This window comes from Pseudarthrobacter sp. S6 (assembly GCF_050156575.1).
In the GTDB taxonomy this organism is placed as follows: domain Bacteria; phylum Actinomycetota; class Actinomycetes; order Actinomycetales; family Micrococcaceae; genus Arthrobacter.
The window spans coordinates 221,641-240,194 of the sequence record NZ_CP189581.1; the positions used below are offsets into that span (position 1 = coordinate 221,641).

Below are 18,554 nucleotides of genomic sequence, written 5' to 3' on the forward strand. Positions count from 1 at the left end.
TGCCTCGCGGAAACGGACTGGCAATAGCGATAGGGATGAAGCCTCATCGCCGATGAGCCGGTTGGGAACCTAGTCGCACCGGAACAGAAACCAACAGCATCGACGCATCCTTCAACTATTACACGCCGCAAGACGTCTGCGGAGGAATACTGGGTCCTGTTTTCGGTTGGCGTTAACACCGCCCGGCGCTGCTATTATGCGAGCCGCCGGCCCAGACCTGCTGCATTTCGGCCAGCGCACACTCCTAGTGGGCCAGCAATCCTCACGCCGCCGGACTCCGGCACTGCCGGTGCGGCGGAAACACAACGCGTGACACCAGCCGGGTTAGTCCATGGCCACTGACGGTGCCGAACCCAAGTCGCACCACCAGCAGCATTCCAGCGATCTCTGGCGATACTCCATGTGACCGTGTGGCTCAGGAAGAACAGCCCTGCATTTTCCCCCGATATGGTCGGAACCAGAATCTACTCAGAGAACGTAGGAAGGGAATCGTTCCAGACGCGAAGAAGGGGCCTGTTTCACGTGAAACAGGCCCCTTCTTTTAGAGGTGAATACTAGTTTTCGGATCCTGGAGCAAGGACGTCCATGATGCGGTTCAGGTCTTCAACACTGGCGAATTCAATACTGACGCGCCCCTTGCGGACACCCAGAGAAATCTTGACGTTGGTGTCCAAGCGGTCCGACAGCGAGGATGCCAGGTAGTCCAGGCGCTCATGGCGGGCTCCCGGACGGGGGATGTTGTTCTTCGCGGGCTTCGCAGGATCCTGGTAAAGAGTGACGGCTTCTTCGGTTGCCCGAACAGACATACCTTCAGCCACAATCCTCTGGGCGAGGCGTTCCATGGCTGCCGCATCCGGGAGGGCCAGCAATGCACGGGCGTGGCCGGCAGAGAGAACGCTCGCCGCCACACGACGCTGAACCAGAGGTGGAAGCTTCAGCAGGCGCAGCGTGTTCGTAACCTGGGGACGTGAACGGCCAATGCGATCCGCAAGCTGCTCGTGAGTGGTCCCGAAGTCTTCAAGCAACTGCTGGTACGCAGCCGCCTCTTCGAGCGGGTTCAGCTGGCTGCGGTGCAAGTTCTCCAGTAGTGCGTCCCTGAGGAGGTCATCATCGGTGGTGTCCCGGACGATGGCGGGGATGGTTTCCATCCCGGCCGCCTGTACTGCCCTCCAGCGACGCTCACCCATCACCAGCTCGTACGGTTCTCCACCTTCCTCGGTTGAGGTACGAACCACAATTGGCTGGAGAACGCCAATTTCGCGCACAGAGTGGATAAGCTCCGCCATGTCATCTTCATCGAAGACTGAGCGGGGCTGTTTCCGGTTCGGATGGATGTCGGTGACCAAAATTTCGGCAAAACGCACGCCGGGGACTTCCACAAGATCTACACCGTTATCCGCCTTGCTCTCTGTTTCAGTAGCTTCAGGAACGGGCACAGCAGACACAGGGACCTCGGATAATGACACATCAGTCACGTCTTCAACCGGCGCGGTCCCAGCTTCCACCGCCGAGACAGCGACAGGGCTCGTGGCCGGAACTTTCGCAGGAGCCTTGGCCGCAACTCTCGCGGCCGGCGGTTTGTCGGCTGACTTGACGGACGGTTTAGCGGGGGAGGCCGTTTTTGGCGCAGCTGCCTTTTTCACTACCGCTACGTCGTTGGCCCCAACCGGCGCATTCGACGCGGAAGCATCCGAACCTGCTCCGCCATTCCCGGAGGTGTCGTCTGAGGAAACGACTTTCTTACGGCCTTCCGGAAAGAAGAGATCCACGGGCCGCGACACAGCGCTGCCATTGCCCGACGCACTACCGGCGGAACTTGGAATGAGTGCGCCAAGACCGCGGCCCAGGCCACGTCGCTTTTCGCTCATGGATAAATCCCTCCGATGGAAGAGTCAGAACTTGCCGGACTCCGGTTGTTGCACTTTTGAAGATTCTAACGTTCAGCGATTTCGGCTGCGGCTTCCAGGTAAGACAGGGCTCCACTGGAGGAAGGATCGTAGGTCATGACTGTTTGCTGGTAGCTCGGGGCTTCCGAAATCCGCACCGAGCGGGGGACTACAGCACCCAGGACCTGTTCCGGGAAGTGCAGGCGAACCTCCGCTGCCACCTGGGCGGCAAGGTTGGTTCGGCCGTCATACATTGTAAGGAGAATTGTGGAGACCACCAGATCCGCATTCAGGTGTTTCTGGATCATTTCGATGTTCTTAAGGAGCTGGCTCAGTCCTTCCAGGGCATAGTACTCGCACTGAATGGGGATAAGGACCTCACCAGCAGCGCAGAAGGCATTAACCGTGAGCAACCCAAGGCTCGGCGGGCAGTCAATGAAAATGTAGTCGAGGCGTTCTTCGCCATTCTTCGCCCGGGTCTTGGCATATACATCGATCGCCCTGCGAAGACGCTGTTCACGTGCCACCAGCGAGACAAGCTCAATCTCCGCACCGGCCAGATGAATGGTGGCAGGAGCACAGATCAGGTTACTAATGTCCGGGCAGGGGGCCACCACGTCGGCAAGAGCGAAATCGTTGATCAGGACATCGTAGATGCTGTCCACGTCGGCATGGTGCTCGACTCCTAGGGCGGTGGACGCGTTGCCCTGGGGATCGATATCAATGACCAGGACGTTCAGGCCAGCTGCGGCCAAGGCAGCGGCAATGTTCACCGTGGTGGTGGTTTTGCCGACCCCACCCTTTTGGTTGGACACCGTGAAGATGCGTGTTTTCTCCGGTTTGGGAAGGTTACGGCCAACCAGCCGTTCGCGGCGCCTGGTCTCGTGCGCGAGCTCCCTGGCGATAGGACTGGAATCATCCATGGTGTCCATGACGTTGGTCCTACCACCCGTTGTTGTTTCACGTGAAACAGAGGCAAGAGTTGCAATTTCTGCAACCGGATTAGGGTGGCTTTGCCCTCGTCCCGGCGCGGAACCCATGCCAGCAACTGATCGTGCTGACCCCAAAGACACAAACGGGGGTATCCGCTGTGTGGAGGCTTCGCTACTGGTCACTGGGACACACTCTCTCTCATTCGGCTTTTACTGCCGTTGTCTAGCCTAACCGCTTCGCCCCGCAGACCAAGGCTACTGGGCCCGGACTAGGAGTTCTTTCGGGACTTGTTGACGACGATCCGTACCACCGTGGTGGGTTCCTCCAAGAGGCTTTCACCGACAGTCACTACAGAGGTCTTGACGCCACCGAGCTTCCGGATAACCTTTGCTGCTTTTTCAATTTCCTCGGCTGCGCTGCGTCCCTTAATGGCCACAACCTCACCCTTACCGGCGAGAAGGGGGATGGTCAGGCCGGCCAGGTTGCTCAGCGCAGAAACAGCCCGGGCAGTCACAACGTCAGCGTTAACCATGCCGACCGCCAGTTCAGCGCGGGTCCGCATCACCGTGACGTTCGTCAAGCCCAGATCGTCCACCACTTCCTGGAGCCAGATCACCCGGCGTTCCAGCGGCTCGATCAGTGTCAGTTCGAGGTCCGGCCGCGCGATGGCGAGGCAGAGTCCGGGAAGTCCGGCTCCGCTTCCGACGTCGGCAACATGGCTACCGTGCGCGATTTCGGTTTCGATGACGGCACAGTTGAGGACGTGCCGGCTCCACAACCGTGGTATCTCGCGCGGCCCGATCAGCCCGCGTTCCGTTCCGGACGTGGCCAGGTGCTCTACATAGCGTTTGGCCAGGTCCAGGCGGTCACCGAAAATTTTCTCGGCCGCCAGCAATTCTGCTGCCGTGATGTCAACCATGATTAGCGGTTCAGCATTCTCTAGTCTGCGGATACAACGATGTGACGCCCGGCGCCTTCGCCCTCGGACTCGCTGACGAGTCCCAGGTCAGCGACGGCGTCGTGAACAATTTTGCGTTCGTAGGCACTCATCGGCTCCAGTGCCACGGCTTTGCCGGACTCCTTGACCAACGCTGCCGCGTCCTCGGCGATCTTCTGAAGGTGGCCGGCGCGCTGCTGGCGGTAGCCGTTGATGTCCAGCACCAGGCGTGAGCGGTTCTCCGTTGCGGAGAGGACGGCAAGCCTGGTCAGTTCCTGAAGAGCTTCCAGGACTTCGCCGTCTTCGCCTACGAGGCTGTCGAGACTGTCGGTTTCTTCTTCAGCAACGATGGAAATGTAGGTGCGGCCGTTCCGGACTTCGATGTCGATGTCGCCGTCGATGTCCGCGATATCCAGCAGCTCCTCCAGGTAATCGGCAGCAACGTCGCCTTCCTCTTCGAGTCGGCTGGCAGCGGATCCCTTGAGGGAAGCATCGGCGTCGGTCGCTGATTCGTCCTGATCGTCAATGATCTCGTCGGAAAGGGCGTGTTCGGTGCTCTCGGCTGACATTACTTCTTCTTCCTGTTCTTGCGCTGTGGCTGGACGCGCTGTCCCTTTAGCTCGATGGCCGCGGCTGCGGCTGCTGCCTCCGCTTCGGCGTCGGCCTTCTTCCCGCCCAGAATAGGCAGGGCCGGCAGGCCCTTGGCAGCCCGGCGTTCGGCAAGTGCCTTGGCGGCAGGGGATCCCGGCGTCGGCATGCGGCGGATGACAAAGAACTGCTGCCCCATGGTCCAGAGGTTGGTGGTGGTCCAGTAGATGAGCACGCCGATGGGGAAGTTAATGCCACCCACACCGAACACCAGTGGCAGGATGTAGAGCATCATTTTCTGCTGGCGCATGAACGGGCTGGCCATGGCCTCTTCGGACATGTTCTTGGCCATGATCTGCTTCTGGGTGATGAACTGCGAGGCCGTCATGGCCAGGATCATCACGATAGACAGGACCCAAACAACCACTTGGTCGCCGCCTCCGCCATGCAACAGGGATGCTGACAGTGGGGCGCCGAAAATGCTGGATTCGTCGAACTGCACCACTTGTTCGTGGCTCATCGCCCCTATCCCGATGCCCGTCTGGCGTGCAGCCGTAATGCCGGAGAGCACCTGGAACAGCGCAAAGAAGAACGGCATCTGGATCAGCATGGGCAGGCAAGCCGAGAAGGGGTTGGTGCCGTGCTTCTTGTACATGGCCATCTGCTCCTGCGCCATGGCCTGGCGGGAGAGCTGGTCGGTCTTGCCCTTGTACTTGTCCTGAAGTTTCTTCAGGTCCGGCTGCAGCAGCTGCATACCGCGCTGGGCCTTGATCTGCTTGACGAAGACCGGGATCAGGGCGGCGCGGATCACCAGCACCAGCCCGATGATGGACAGCGTCCAGGTCCAGCCATTGGCGGCAGGCAGGCCAATGGTGCTCAGGCCATCGTGGAATCCGATCATGATGATGGAAACCAGCCACTTGAACGGGGCCATTATTGTTCCAAAGAAGTCCATACGATATCCCTATTCGTCAGGCCGCAAGGCGGCCTTCTCCATCAGTCTGAGCAGCCAGGTACTTGTCCGGGTTGTTCAGCACAACAATTGTGGGGGTCCGGTGTTCGGGCCAGTGGCGGTGGCCGGCGGGGACATGGTCCACACCACCGGCATTCCACGGATGGCAGCGCACAAGGCGGCGGGCCGCAAGCCAGCTGCCCTTCACTGCCCCATGGACAGTGATCGCCTCGAGGGCGTACGCCGAGCAGGAAGGAAAGAAGCGGCAAACCTGGCCATACAAGGGGGAAATCACCTTGCGGTAGGCCATGAGCAGCAGAATAAGAATGTTTCTGGGCAGGTTCCAGAGGAAGGTGCCCACAGCGGCAGCAACCGGCTGGAGGTAGTGGACGACGGCGGCAGTTACCTTACGCACGCGGTGTCCCCTCCTGTGTTGTACCGGTTGAACCGTTTACAGCAGCCCTCGGAAGGCGGCTGTCCAACCGGCTCATGGTTGATTCCAGTGCGGCGTTGTAGTCCGCCAGCAGTTGATCCCAGCTGGCGACAGCGGACGCAGGCAGGGCCCGGACCACTATGGCGAACCCGGTACCGTACTCGCGCAGCGAGGCAGCACCGGCTTCTCTCAGTCTTCTCTTAACGAGATTCCTGACCACAGCGTTCCCGACACCTTTGGAAACGATGAACCCGATCCGGCTGGGTTCGTCGGCAGCAATAGCTGCCGCATATAACACTACGTTCCGGCGTCCATTGCGGACACCGGAACGTACGGTTGTTGAAAAATCGGTTGCAGTCCTCAAACGGTTACGGGTGGCCAGCACCTTAAACTCGCAAAGAAAAGTTTACCGACGAGTCAGTATCTAGGCCGACAGTTCGGTGCGGCCCTTGCCACGACGGGCTGCCAGGATGGCACGGCCGGCACGGGTACGCATACGAAGGCGGAAGCCGTGCTTCTTGGCTCGACGGCGGTTATTCGGCTGAAAAGTCCGCTTGCTCACGTTAGTTACTCCAGTGGATCAAAGGTGCGCCCACCCGATCAGTAAAAGGGGAAGAACTGGCCGACGCTAAGTTTTGTATGTGCATGCTTCCCCCGGCTGCTCAAACGCGGTGCGTCAGAGAGATTCAGAAGAGGTCAAAAAGCGTACACAAAGGACTTCACAACGTTAGGGCAAAATGCCTGCCAGAGTCAAACCGGGGTACCCCTGGGTCCCTGGTCCAGGCTGTGGTTAACCTGACCCCACAGCCTGTGGATGAAGTGGCTCACAGGCCCTGTTTTCGAACCACAACGGTGTAATTATCCACAAGCTACTTCCCAGCTATCTTCTGGCCTTTTGATCCCCTAGAGTGACTCAGTGGCCGATTATCCACGGACTGTGCATAAACCTGTGGATGAAGCTGAACCAGCATCCTGGTTCGGGACTTGGGGCTGCACGTAATGCAGGCACGCAAGTTTGAGGAACTGATTGATGACAGTAGACGAAGCCAACCACGCCAATACTGTCGGAAGTTCCTGGCGTCGGGTTGTGAGCCTGCTTGAGCAGGACGACCGCGTATCGCCACGGCAGCGGGGCTTTGTCATCCTGGCGCAGGCGCAGGGCCTGATCGGATCCACACTCCTGGTGGCAGTGCCCAACGAACTGACCCGCGAAGTCCTCCAGACACAGGTCAAGGACGCCCTGGACGATGCCCTCCACAACGTCTTTTCCGAGGACATCCGCTGCGCAATCGACGTGGACACCGACCTGGTGCCGATCCACAAAGAGCCGGAACCCGTCGTCGAACCTTCCTACTCACCAGACCAGCTGATCGAACAGAAGCCGCAGCCGATGCTGCCGAGTACTTCGCACGAATTCGGCCGGCTGAACCCCAAGTACGTCTTCGATACCTTCGTGATCGGCTCGTCCAACCGCTTTGCCCATGCAGCCGCCGTGGCGGTGGCCGAAGCGCCCGCCAAGGCCTACAACCCGCTGTTCATCTACGGTGATTCCGGACTGGGCAAGACCCACCTCTTACATGCGATCGGCCACTACGCCCGCCGCCTGTACAGCGGAATCCGGGTCCGGTACGTGAACTCCGAAGAGTTCACCAACGACTTTATTAACTCCATCCGCGACGACGAAGGTGCCAGCTTCAAGACCACGTACCGCAACGTGGACGTGCTGCTGATCGACGACATCCAGTTCCTGGCCGGCAAGGACCGGACGCTGGAGGAGTTCTTCCACACGTTCAACTCACTGCACAACAACAACAAACAGGTGGTCATCACCTCGGACCTGCCCCCCAAACAGCTGGCAGGGTTCGAGGACCGGATGAAGTCCCGCTTTGAGTGGGGCCTGCTCACCGACATCCAGCCGCCCGAACTCGAGACCCGGATCGCCATCCTGCGGAAGAAGGCCCTCAGTGAAGGCCTTTCCGCCCCGGACGATGCCCTGGAATACATCGCCTCCAAGATCTCCAGCAATATCCGCGAACTCGAAGGCGCACTGATCCGGGTCACGGCATTCGCCAGCCTGAACCGCCAGCCGGTCGATGTGGCATTGGCCGAAATGGTCTTGAAGGATCTCATCACCGACGACGGTGCCCAGGAAATCACATCGAGCCAGATCCTGATCCAGACAGCCGAGTACTTCAAGCTCAGCATGGAAGAACTCTGCAGCAAGTCACGGACGCGCACGCTGGTGACCGCCCGGCAGATCGCCATGTACCTGTGCCGCGAACTCACGGACATGTCCCTGCCGAAGATCGGCCAGGAGCTCGGCGGCCGCGACCACACCACAGTGATCCACGCCGACCGCAAGATCCGTGAGCTGATGGCGGAGCGTCGTGTGATCTACAACCAGGTCACCGAACTCACCAACAGGATCAAGCAACAGCAGCGCAACTCCTGAGCCGTCGCCTCTATACCTTATTAACAGGTGCATGTGGATAACCCTGTGGATAGTTAAGGGGACAACCACGCTTAATGGGCTTAAAACCCTTAAGGCGCCTGTGGATCAGCCAAAACCCAAAAATTGTTATCCCCATCCACAGCCTGTTTAAAACCCGCTTCGCCCACAATCCATGAACAGGCATTGACCTCTGGATCCTGCGGCCGGATCGAGTTATCCACAGTATCCACAGCAGTTATTAACACTACTAATCCCAAGAAATTGATTTCCCTCAAATAACAACCTCGATGCGCACTCCGAACCGTCCCAGGCCCGAGGGCCTTAGGACCCCAGTCGTCCAGTCCGGGGATGGGTTAATCAGCGCTCTTCCAGCTAAGCTGTCAGCAGCGCTCCCATCCTCGGGTTTCTTAGTGGTTCAGCAATCGAAGAACCATGCAGGTTCCGTGTGTTGGGGCGCCCCCATTTTTGGGCTCCCTATGGAGTTTCCGGTTCAAACAAGGCAGCAGCAATGAAAGGCGGCACCCTTCCGTGAAGTTCAGAGTCGAACGGGACGTCCTGGCAGAAGCCGTCACCTGGACAGCCCGGTCGTTGTCTCCGCGGCCGCCGGTTCCAGTGCTGTCGGGCCTGCTCCTGAAGGCTGAAGCCGGCACGGTCAGCCTCTCGAGCTTTGACTACGAAACCTCCGCACGGTTGGAAATTCCGGCGGACATCACCGCCGAGGGAACCATCCTCGTTTCCGGACGCCTCCTGGCGGACATTTGCCGAAGCCTTCCATCCGCTCCTGTCGTTGTGGAAACCGATGGCAGCAAAGTCACACTGACCTGCCGCCGAAGCAGCTTCCACCTGGCCACCATGCCCGAGGCTGAATACCCGCCCCTGCCTGCCTTGCCCGCCATCAGCGGTACCGTCCCGGGTGACGCTTTTGCCCAGGCCGTGTCCCAGGTCATCATTGCGGCCAGTAAGGACGACACCCTCCCCATCCTCACCGGCGTCCGCATGGAGATCGAGGATGACCTCATCACGCTCCTGGCCACTGACCGCTACCGTCTGGCCATGCGCGAAGTGCCGTGGAAGCCCACCACACCGGGAATTTCCACCAGTGCCCTGGTCAAGGCAAAAACCCTGAACGAAGTGGCCAAGACCCTTGGCGGCAGCGGCGACATCAACCTTGCCCTTGCTGACGATGACAGCCGCCTGATCGGCTTCGAAAGCGGCGGCCGCACCACTACGTCTCTGCTCGTCGACGGCGATTACCCCAAGATCCGTTCGCTTTTCCCGGATTCCACGCCGATTCACGCAACCGTCCAGACGCAGGAACTTGTGGAAGCCGTCCGACGTGTGTCGCTCGTGGCCGAACGCAACACACCGGTTCGCCTCGCCTTCACCCAAGGACTGCTGCATCTGGACGCCGGCACCGGCGAAGATGCCCAAGCTTCCGAAGAGCTCGAAGCACAGCTCTCCGGTGATGACATCACGGTCGCATTCAACCCGCACTACCTGGTGGAGGGCCTTGCCGTCATTGAAACGAAGTACGTCAGATTCTCCTTCACCACTGCGCCGAAGCCCGCCATGATCACGGCCCAGGCAGACGCTGACGGTGAGGACCAGGACGACTATCGATACCTGGTCATGCCAGTACGCCTCCCCAACTAGTCCCCACCGCCCCCTCGCCTCGCAAGCTCGGCCAGGGAACCCTGGCGGCGTGGGTCCAGGCAGACGTTGTCGTTCTGGGCCCCAAAACGACAACCGACACCCACTGCAGAAATGAGACTCCCGTGCACATCGGACTGATCGGCCTTGGCAAGATGGGTTTCAACATGCGCGAACGCCTGCGCGCGGGCGGCATCGAGGTCACCGGCTTTGATCGCAACCCGGAGGTTACCGATGCTGCCTCCGTGGATGCGCTGATTGCGGCCGTTCCGGCCCCGCGGCTGATCTGGGTCATGGTTCCGTCAGGCGACATCACCGATGCGGTCATCAGCGAGCTCGGGGACAAGCTCGACGCCGGCGACCTGGTTATCGACGGCGGCAACTCCCGCTTCACGGAAGACCAGAAACATGGTGCCGCGCTGGCTGAGAAGGGCATCCGTTTCGCCGACTGCGGTGTTTCCGGTGGAGTGTGGGGTCTCAAAAACGGGTACGGACTAATGGCCGGCGGCGATGCCGCCGATATAGGACGGGCACTGCCGGTTTTTGATGTCCTGCGTCCCGAAGGCGAGCGGGCGGACAGCTTTGTCCATGTCGGCGGAATCGGTGCAGGACACTACGCGAAGATGGTCCATAACGGCATCGAATACGGCCTGATGCAGGCCTACGCCGAAGGCTACGAATTGTTGGCCGCCAAGGACATTATTGACGACTTGCCCGGTACGTTCCGCGCTTGGCAGAAGGGCACCGTGGTCCGGTCCTGGCTGCTGGACCTCATGGTCAAGGCGCTGGACGAGGACCCAGGGCTGGAATCCATCGATGACTACGTCGAGGATTCGGGTGAGGGCCGCTGGACCGTTGAGGAAGCCATCGCCAACGCTGTTCCTGCACCGGCCATCACTGCTGCACTCTTTGCGCGCTTTTCCTCCCGCGAAGAAAACTCGCCGGCAATGAAGATGGTTTCAGCGTTGCGCCACCAGTTCGGCGGGCATCCCGCCCGCCCCGCCAAATAACATCCACCCCGGGACCCGCCGGTTCCGAGAATTGTCGAACACCGCGTGTACCTAGAACACCTTTCGCTCACTGACTTCCGCAGCTACGCCCAGGTTGACCTACCCCTCGAACCGGGTGTCACCGTGCTCGTCGGGGCAAACGGCATCGGCAAAACCAACCTCATGGAAGCCATCGGGTACCTGGCCACGCTCAGCTCGCACCGGGTGAGTTCCGATGCCCCGCTGCTGCGGTTCGGCACGGACCGCGCGCTGGTCCGTGCCCGCCTGGTCCGGGGCGAACAGACCACGGTCCTGGAACTTGAGATCAACGCCAGCCGCGCCAACCGGGGGCGCATCAACCGAAGCAATCCAGTCCGGGCCAGGGACCTCCTCGGAATCTGCCAGACCGTGCTTTTCGCGCCCGAGGACCTGGCATTGATCAAGGGAGATCCGGCCAACCGCCGCCGATTCCTCGACGAGCTGCTGGTCAGCCTAGTGCCCCGCCATTCGGCGACGCGAACGGACTACGACCGTGTCCTGAAGCAGCGCAACGCCCTGCTCAAATCCGCGCGCGCCGGAAAGTTCACTGCCGGACATGAGGCCACCCTCGATGTCTGGGACCAGCACATGGCCCGGGCGGGTGCCGAGCTGCTGCACGCACGGCTGGAACTGGTTGACCTGCTGCGCCCGCACCTAGCCAAGGCGTATGCGCAGCTCACGGACGGCTCCAAGGAAGCCAACGCCATCTACCGTTCCACACTGCAAAACCTGATGGACGACGACGGCGGCGCGGCACCGGGTGCCGGCGGCAGTCTGATGGTGGAAGGGTGCGTAGCTGCCGAAGATCTGCGGGACCTGACCGTTGAGGACCTCACCGGACGCTATATTCAGGCCTTTGCAGCATCCCGCCGCAAGGAACTTGACCGCGGAATCTCCTTGGTGGGGCCGCACCGGGATGAGCTGGAACTGGTCCTGGGCGAAGCGCCTGCCAAGGGATATGCCTCGCATGGCGAGACCTGGTCCATGTGCCTCTCCCTTCGCCTTGCCTCGTACTACGTCATGCTCGATGACGCCAGGACCGGCGGGTCTGCCCCGATCCTCATCCTCGATGACGTTTTCGCCGAGCTGGATGTACAGCGCCGGCGTAAACTGGCCGCAATAGTCTCCGGCGCGGAACAGGTCCTGGTGACCGCCGCCGTCGACGCCGATATCCCGGAGGAGCTCTCCGGCCGGCGGGTGAAGGTCATTCCGGGAGGAATCGTTGAATAAGGATGAAAAGAGCGGGCTGCAGCCCGGCAGGGATCCTGACAACATCGATGCCCCGCAGGCTGCGCTGAACCGCATGCGGGAGGCTGCGGCAGCGCGCGGTGAAATCCGTCGCAAGGCACCCCCGAGGGCCGGCGCCGCTAAAACAAAGGGTGGGATCCGGGATACGCGAGGTTTCCGCCAGTTCCACTCCACCGGCCGGGATCCGTTGGGGCTCGGCAAAGTGGTGGGACGCTTAGTGGCCGAACGAGGCTGGAGCTCGCCGGTAGCGGTGGGGTCGGTCATGGCGGAGTGGGCCACGCTGGTTGGCCCGGAGATTTCAGCTCACTGCACCCCGGAGAGTTTCACCGATACCACCCTTCACGTGCGCTGCGACTCGACGGCCTGGTCCACGCAGCTGCGGCTGTTGAGTAACAGCCTGCTGGAGAAATTCCGCACGGAACTGGGCGATGGCGTGGTCACCAGCATCCAGGTGCTGGGACCGGCGGCACCCACCTGGCGCAAGGGTGGACGTACCGTCAACGGCCGCGGGCCGCGGGATACTTACGGCTAGCAGCCGCCGTCGGCTCTTGAATATTCGTCCGGCGGCGTGTAGGGCGGTCTAACGACCACGGAGCGTATAGGCATCCGGAGGCGGGACCTCGAGGGCGCCCAGGGCTGGATCAATGGCCTCGCATAGGCATATCCGGGTCCCGCGACGCCTGCTGGAATGCGGGTTTGGGGCTCATTTCACGATAGAATCACAGCAGATAACTGGGCGCCGGTGAAACGTTGACTGAGTCCGTTTTCCGCACGCTCCCCGCAGGCGGACTTCGGTCCCGCACGTCGATGTATCCGTCAGTGCCATCAGCTTGTGCCTGTTGGCGGATGCTTTCCCAAGGAAGGCCGCCGCCGGCCATCATCGAAAAAGAGGAGTCGACAGCACCTGTGGCTAACGACAATACAGATACCCAGGCAGTGGAACGCGCAGCGGAGGACGTACCTACCCCCGACACGCCGGCGGAGACCGTGACACCCCGGGAGTACGGCGCAAGTGACATCACCGTACTTGAGGGCCTCGAAGCCGTCCGGAAGCGCCCGGGCATGTACATCGGTTCCACCGGGCCGCGTGGCCTGCACCACCTGGTCTATGAAGTGGTGGACAACTCTGTTGATGAGGCGCTGGCCGGGTACTGTACGCACATCGAAATAGTCCTGCAGGCCGACGGCGGTGTCAAAGTTGTTGATGATGGCCGCGGAATCCCCGTGGACATGCACCCCACCGAGCACAAGCCCACTGTTGAAGTTGTTATGACCATCCTGCACGCCGGCGGCAAATTCGGTGGCGGCGGTTACGCAGTCTCGGGCGGACTCCATGGCGTGGGTATTTCCGTGGTGAACGCGCTCTCCAGCAGGGTGGACACCGAAGTCCGGCGGCAGGGCAATGTCTGGCGGATGTCGTTCGCCGACGGCGGCAAGCCCCAGGGAGGTCTGGTCCGGGGCGAAGAGTCCGCGACGACCGGCACCACCCAGACTTTTTACCCAGACGCTGGCATCTTCGAATCCACGGAATTTGATTTCGAGACGCTCCGCGCCCGCTTCCAGCAGATGGCCTTCCTGAACAAGGGCCTGCGGATCACCCTTACGGACGAGCGCACCGCAGCGGCGCACGGGGACGCCGATGAGGACCTTGACCTTGATGCTGTGGTCACCGAAGGTGAAGTCACTGCCGAACACCGCACCGTTGTGTACCAGTACGACGACGGCCTGCTGGACTATGTGAAGCACCTGAACTCGGGCAAAAAGGTTGATGTTGTCCACGAGGACGTCATTTCCTTCGAAACCGAGGACACGGAACGGCACATCGCACTGGAAATGGCGATGCAGTGGACCAACGCGTATTCCGAGAGCGTCCACACCTATGCCAACACCATCAACACCCACGAAGGCGGCACGCACGAAGAAGGATTCCGCGCCGCGATGACCTCCCTCATCAACCGCTACGCGCGGGAGAAGAGCATCATCAAGGAAAAGGATGACAACCTCACCGGTGACGATATCCGTGAAGGACTTACAGCGGTCATCTCCGTGAAGCTGGCCGAGCCGCAGTTCGAGGGCCAGACCAAGACCAAGCTCGGCAACTCCGAGGTCAAGGGTTTCGTCCAGCGAGTTGTCACCGACGGCCTGGGCGACTGGCTGGAACGCAACCCCGGCCCCGCCCGCGACGTCATCCGCAAGGCCATTTCCGCGGCTCAGGCGCGGATGGCTGCCCGGAAGGCCCGGGACAATGCGCGCCGCAAAAGCCCGCTGGAGTCTTTCGGGATGCCCGGAAAGCTGTCCGACTGTTCCTCTAAGGATCCCGCCCGCTGCGAGGTATACATCGTGGAGGGCGACTCCGCCGGTGGTTCCGCCAAGCGCGGACGCAATCCTGAAACCCAGGCCATCCTGCCACTGCGCGGCAAGATCCTGAATGTGGAGCGGGCCCGGCTCGACAAGGCCCTGGGCAACACCGAGGTCCAGTCCATGATCACTGCCTTCGGCACCGGCATCGGCGAGGACTTCGACCTCAGCAAGCTCCGGTACCACAAGATTGTGCTGATGGCCGATGCTGACGTTGACGGCCAGCACATCACCACGCTGCTCATGACGCTGCTGTTCCGCTACATGCGTCCGCTGATCGAAAACGGCTACGTTTACCTGGCGCAGCCCCCGCTGTACCGGATCAAGTGGTCCAACGCGCCGCACGACTACGTCTTCAGCGACAAGCAGCGCGATGCCAAGCTCCTGTCCGGGCAGGCCGCCGGCCGCCGTATTCCGAAGGACAACGGCATCCAGCGCTACAAGGGCCTGGGCGAGATGGACTACACCGAGCTGTGGGACACCACCATGGACCCGGACCACCGAACCCTCCTGCAAGTCACCATGGACGATGCCCTTGCAGCGGACCAGACCTTCTCCACACTGATGGGCGAAGACGTGGAGTCCCGCCGAAACTTCATCCAGCAGAACGCCAAGGACGTCAGGTTCCTGGATATCTGACCGGTTCACCGAGTAGATATTCCAAGTCCGACATATACCTGAAACGGAAAATATACGATGAGTGACGAGACACCCGAGAACCCGGCGGAATCCGCCGATCTTCCGGAAACCGTTCTAGAAGGCGATGTGCTGGTTGACCGTGTGGAGCAGGTGGACCTGCAGACGGAAATGCAGCGATCGTACCTGGACTACGCCATGGCCGTTATTGTGGGCCGCGCCCTTCCCGACGTGCGCGATGGCCTCAAACCCGTTCACCGCCGCGTGCTGTACGCGATGTTCGATGGTGGCTACCGGCCGGAACGGTCATTCAACAAATGCGCCCGTGTGGTGGGCGAGGTCATGGGCCAGTACCATCCCCACGGCGACACCGCGATCTACGATGCGCTGGTCCGCCTGATCCAGGACTGGACCATGCGGTACCCGCTGGCCCTGGGCCAAGGCAACTTCGGTTCGCCCGGCAATGACGGTGCCGCTGCCCCGCGATACACCGAAACCAAAATGTCCCAGCTGGCCATGGAGATGGTCCGGGACATCGATGAGGAAACCGTCGACTTCCAGGACAACTACGACGGCAAAAACCAGGAACCCACCATCCTGCCGGCGCGTTTCCCCAACCTGCTGGTCAACGGTTCCTCCGGCATTGCCGTGGGCATGGCCACTAACATTCCGCCGCACAACCTCCGCGAGGTGGCTGACGGCGTCCAGTGGTACCTGGCCCACCCGACGGCCAGCCGCGAAGAACTACTCGAAGAGCTGCTGCTCCGTATTAAGGGACCCGATTTCCCGACCGGCGCCACCATTCTCGGCCACAGGGGCATTGAGGACGCGTACCGGACAGGCCGCGGATCTGTCACCATGCGCGCCGTGGTCAACGTTGAGGAACTCCAGGGCAGGACGTGCCTGGTTGTCACCGAACTGCCGTACCAGGCCAACCCGGACAACCTGGCCATCAAGATCGCCGAACTGGTCAAGGATGGGAAGATCTCCGGCATCGCGGACCTCCGCGACGAGACCTCAGGCCGCACCGGCCAACGGCTGGTCATTGTGCTCAAGCGCGACGCCGTGGCCAAGGTGGTGCTGAACAACCTCTACAAGCACACAGAGCTGCAGAGCAACTTCTCCGCCAACATGCTGGCCATCGTGGACGGGGTTCCGCGCACGCTGAGCCTGGACGCCTTCATCCGCCACTGGGTAACGCACCAGCTAGACGTTATTGCGCGCCGCACCCGCTACCGCCTGCGCAAGGCCGAAGAAGAGGCGCACATCCTGCGTGCCCTCCTGAAGGCCCTGGACGCCCTTGACGAAGTCATTGCACTCATCCGTGCGTCCAACACCACCGAAGCCGCGCGCGACGGACTGATGCAGCTGCTGGACATCGACGAACTTCAGGCCCGGGCCATCCTGGACATGCAGTTGCGGCGCCTTGCAGCCCTGGAACGCCAGAAAATCCAGGACCGCCATTCCGAACTCGAGGCCCTGATCGCCGAGTACAACTCGATCCTTGCCTCCGAGGAACGCCAACGCGACATCATCAGCAGCGAGTTGGGCGAGATCGTGGCCAAGCACGGCGATGACCGCCGGACCAAGATCCTGATGGGCTTCGACGGGGATATGTCCATGGAGGACCTGATCCCCGAAGAGGAAATGGTTGTCACCATCACCCGCGGCGGTTACGTCAAGCGCACACGCAGCGACAACTACCGGTCGCAGCAGCGCGGCGGCAAGGGCATCAAGGGCGCCCAGCTCCGAGGTGACGACGTAGTGGAGCACTTCTTCGTGACCACCACGCACCACTGGCTCCTGTTCTTCACCAATCTTGGCCGGGTATACCGGGCGAAGGCCTATGAACTGGTGGAGGCCGGCCGTGATGCCAAGGGCCAGCACGTAGCCAACCTGATGGCTTTCCAGCCGGACGAACACATCGCCCAGGTCCTGGACATCAGGGACTACCAGCAGGCTCCTTACCTGGTGCTGGCCACCAAACGCGGACTGGTCAAGAAGACCCGCTTGGAGGACTACGACACCAACCGTTCCGCCGGTGTCATCGCGATTAACCTGCGCGACGAGGACGAACTGGTATCCGCCCAACTGGTCTCCGAAACGGATGACCTCATGCTGGTGTCCCGCATGGGACAGTCCATCCGCTTCACCGCCACCGACGATGCCCTGCGTCCCATGGGCCGGGCCACGTCCGGTGTCACCGGGATGAAGTTCCGCGAGGACGATGAACTGCTGGCGGCCGACGTCGTCACGGACGGATCCTTTGTCTTTGTCGTCACTGAGGGCGGGTACGCCAAACGCACCGCGGTGGAAGAATACCGCTTGCAAGGCCGCGGCGGCCTCGGCATCAAGGTGGGCAAGTACCAGGAGGAGCGGGGCCACCTCGTGGGCGCCCTGATTGTCCAGGAAGAGGACGAAGTCCTGGTGGTCATGGAAGGCGGCAAGGTTGTCCGTTCATCGGTGGCCGGCGTACCTGCCAAGGGCCGCGACACCATGGGCGTTATCTTCGCCAAGCCGGATAAGAATGACCGCATCATTGAGGTGGCCAGGAACAGCGAACGCGGCCTCGAGGGCGAAGAATCCGCGGACGATGACGTAACGTTGGCTGATGAGGCCGGGTCCGCCGAAGGATCCGGAGGGTCAGCATCAACAGCAGAAACATCACCGGATGTTGAGTCAGAGCACGCCTCCGGCGACGCTGAGCCGAACGAAGACTACACCGGAGGTAACGAGTGAGTAATCCCGACTCATATCCCAAACCGAGCAGCAATGTCCCCGGCGGCACGCCGCCGCCCGCGGCCGCCCCACGGGTGAACAACCCCGTCCGTCCGCAGCAGCGCCCAGCGGCTCCTACCGGTGCGCCGGGCCAGCGTCCCGCCGTTCCCGGCCAGCGCCCTGCGCAGGATCGGGTTCCGGCAGGCCAGAACGGCCAGCGTGCCGGGCAGGGCAGGCCTCCGGGAGCACAGACCAGCCATCGCCCAGTGGCGGGCCGGTCTCCGCAGGGCCAGCCCGGCCTGGTCAAACCTGCACCCAAGGCCAAGGTCAGGCGTGCACGGCTGCTGGTGAGCAAGGTGGATCCCTGGTCGGTCCTGAAGATGGCATTCCTCCTGTCGGTGGCGCTGGGAATCGTCACTGTCGTGGCCGCGATCGTCCTCTGGACGGTCCTGGACCTCACCGGAATCTTTGACCAGGTGGACAGCCTCCTGGGCACCCTGGCAGGTTCCGAAGGCGGCGGGTTTGAACTGAAGAAGGTCGCATCTCTGGGCCAGGTGGCCTCTTTTGCTACGATCATCGCCGTGGTGAACGTTGTCCTGCTAACGGCGCTGTCGATGCTCTCAGCGGTGCTTTACAACATCTCCGCAACGCTCGTTGGCGGCATCGGCGTCACCCTTACGGACGACTGAAAACCCATATTTTCACCGGAAATTCTCCGGCGAAATGCCTCGATTT

Annotated in this window: 16 protein-coding genes; 8 read left to right on the plus strand and 8 right to left on the minus strand. The window is 61.3% G+C overall.

Annotation, left to right across the window (positions count from 1 at the left end):
• Positions 1-554: 554 nt before the first annotated feature.
• From ACQCS0_RS01130 to rpmH, 8 genes are all read right to left on the minus strand, one after another.
• Positions 555-1,868, minus strand: a complete 1,314-nt coding sequence (locus ACQCS0_RS01130) for a ParB/RepB/Spo0J family partition protein (protein ID WP_354155903.1) — start codon at positions 1,866-1,868, stop codon at positions 555-557.
• Positions 1,869-1,933: 65 nt separating this feature from the next.
• Complete coding sequence (locus tag ACQCS0_RS01135; RefSeq protein WP_354155904.1) at positions 1,934-3,001, minus strand: ParA family protein; 1,068 nt, start codon at positions 2,999-3,001, stop codon at positions 1,934-1,936.
• Between the two features lie 86 nt (positions 3,002-3,087).
• Entirely contained in the window at positions 3,088-3,738 is a 651-nt protein-coding gene (rsmG, locus tag ACQCS0_RS01140; protein ID WP_354155905.1) for a 16S rRNA (guanine(527)-N(7))-methyltransferase RsmG, read from the minus strand.
• Between the two features lie 20 nt (positions 3,739-3,758).
• On the minus strand, positions 3,759-4,325 hold the full coding sequence (locus tag ACQCS0_RS01145) for a R3H domain-containing nucleic acid-binding protein (RefSeq protein ID WP_354155906.1): 567 nt from the start codon (positions 4,323-4,325) through the stop codon (positions 3,759-3,761).
• Entirely contained in the window at positions 4,325-5,299 is a 975-nt protein-coding gene (gene yidC / locus ACQCS0_RS01150; RefSeq protein WP_354155907.1) for a membrane protein insertase YidC, read from the minus strand. The genes ACQCS0_RS01145 and yidC overlap by 1 nt, the downstream gene beginning before the upstream one ends.
• 16 nt (positions 5,300-5,315) lie before the next feature.
• Complete coding sequence (gene yidD, locus ACQCS0_RS01155; protein WP_354155908.1) at positions 5,316-5,711, minus strand: membrane protein insertion efficiency factor YidD; 396 nt, start codon at positions 5,709-5,711, stop codon at positions 5,316-5,318.
• Positions 5,704-6,114 (minus strand): ribonuclease P protein component, encoded by a 411-nt coding sequence (gene rnpA, locus ACQCS0_RS01160; RefSeq protein WP_354155909.1) that lies wholly within the window; start codon positions 6,112-6,114, stop codon positions 5,704-5,706. Before rnpA ends, yidD begins: the two co-directional genes overlap by 8 nt.
• Positions 6,115-6,153: 39 nt before the next feature.
• Positions 6,154-6,291: a 50S ribosomal protein L34 gene (gene rpmH / locus ACQCS0_RS01165; protein WP_003800212.1), complete on the minus strand. Its 138-nt coding sequence runs from the start codon at positions 6,289-6,291 to the stop codon at positions 6,154-6,156.
• A 468-nt stretch (positions 6,292-6,759) separates the two neighbouring features.
• Between rpmH and dnaA the strand changes: the two genes are divergently transcribed.
• From dnaA to ACQCS0_RS01205, 8 genes are all read left to right on the plus strand, one after another.
• Entirely contained in the window at positions 6,760-8,181 is a 1,422-nt protein-coding gene (gene dnaA / locus ACQCS0_RS01170; protein WP_185262049.1) for a chromosomal replication initiator protein DnaA, read from the plus strand.
• Between the two features lie 528 nt (positions 8,182-8,709).
• On the plus strand, positions 8,710-9,834 hold the full coding sequence (gene dnaN / locus ACQCS0_RS01175) for a DNA polymerase III subunit beta (protein ID WP_354155910.1): 1,125 nt from the start codon (positions 8,710-8,712) through the stop codon (positions 9,832-9,834).
• A 122-nt stretch (positions 9,835-9,956) separates the two neighbouring features.
• A complete protein-coding gene (gene gnd / locus ACQCS0_RS01180; protein ID WP_354223812.1) occupies positions 9,957-10,841 on the plus strand; it encodes a phosphogluconate dehydrogenase (NAD(+)-dependent, decarboxylating) in 885 nt (294 codons plus the stop codon).
• A 45-nt stretch (positions 10,842-10,886) separates the two neighbouring features.
• Positions 10,887-12,089 (plus strand): DNA replication/repair protein RecF, encoded by a 1,203-nt coding sequence (recF, locus tag ACQCS0_RS01185; RefSeq protein WP_354223814.1) that lies wholly within the window; start codon positions 10,887-10,889, stop codon positions 12,087-12,089.
• Positions 12,082-12,639, plus strand: coding sequence for a DciA family protein (locus ACQCS0_RS01190; RefSeq protein WP_354155913.1), 558 nt, complete (start codon positions 12,082-12,084; stop codon positions 12,637-12,639). The genes recF and ACQCS0_RS01190 overlap by 8 nt, the downstream gene beginning before the upstream one ends.
• Before the next feature lie 374 nt (positions 12,640-13,013).
• Complete coding sequence (gene gyrB, locus ACQCS0_RS01195; protein WP_354155914.1) at positions 13,014-15,104, plus strand: DNA topoisomerase (ATP-hydrolyzing) subunit B; 2,091 nt, start codon at positions 13,014-13,016, stop codon at positions 15,102-15,104.
• A gap of 57 nt (positions 15,105-15,161) precedes the next feature.
• Positions 15,162-17,840 (plus strand): DNA gyrase subunit A, encoded by a 2,679-nt coding sequence (gyrA, locus tag ACQCS0_RS01200; protein WP_426939015.1) that lies wholly within the window; start codon positions 15,162-15,164, stop codon positions 17,838-17,840.
• Entirely contained in the window at positions 17,837-18,508 is a 672-nt protein-coding gene (locus ACQCS0_RS01205) for a DUF3566 domain-containing protein (protein WP_426939016.1), read from the plus strand. The genes gyrA and ACQCS0_RS01205 overlap by 4 nt, the downstream gene beginning before the upstream one ends.
• Positions 18,509-18,554 lie beyond the last annotated feature (46 nt).

What these genes read in the sequence shown, in the direction of transcription:
- ACQCS0_RS01130 (WP_354155903.1), bottom strand. Translation starts at nt 1,868, where the DNA reads ATGAGCGAAAAGCGACGTGGCCTGGGCCGCGGTCTTGGCGCACTCATT.
- rsmG (WP_354155905.1), bottom strand. Translation starts at nt 3,738, where the DNA reads ATGGTTGACATCACGGCAGCAGAATTGCTGGCGGCCGAGAAAATTTTC.
- ACQCS0_RS01145 (WP_354155906.1), bottom strand. Translation starts at nt 4,325, where the DNA reads ATGTCAGCCGAGAGCACCGAACACGCCCTTTCCGACGAGATCATTGAC.
- yidC (WP_354155907.1), bottom strand. Translation starts at nt 5,299, where the DNA reads ATGGACTTCTTTGGAACAATAATGGCCCCGTTCAAGTGGCTGGTTTCC.
- dnaA (WP_185262049.1), top strand. Translation starts at nt 6,760, where the DNA reads ATGACAGTAGACGAAGCCAACCACGCCAATACTGTCGGAAGTTCCTGG.
- gyrA (WP_426939015.1), top strand. Translation starts at nt 15,162, where the DNA reads ATGAGTGACGAGACACCCGAGAACCCGGCGGAATCCGCCGATCTTCCG.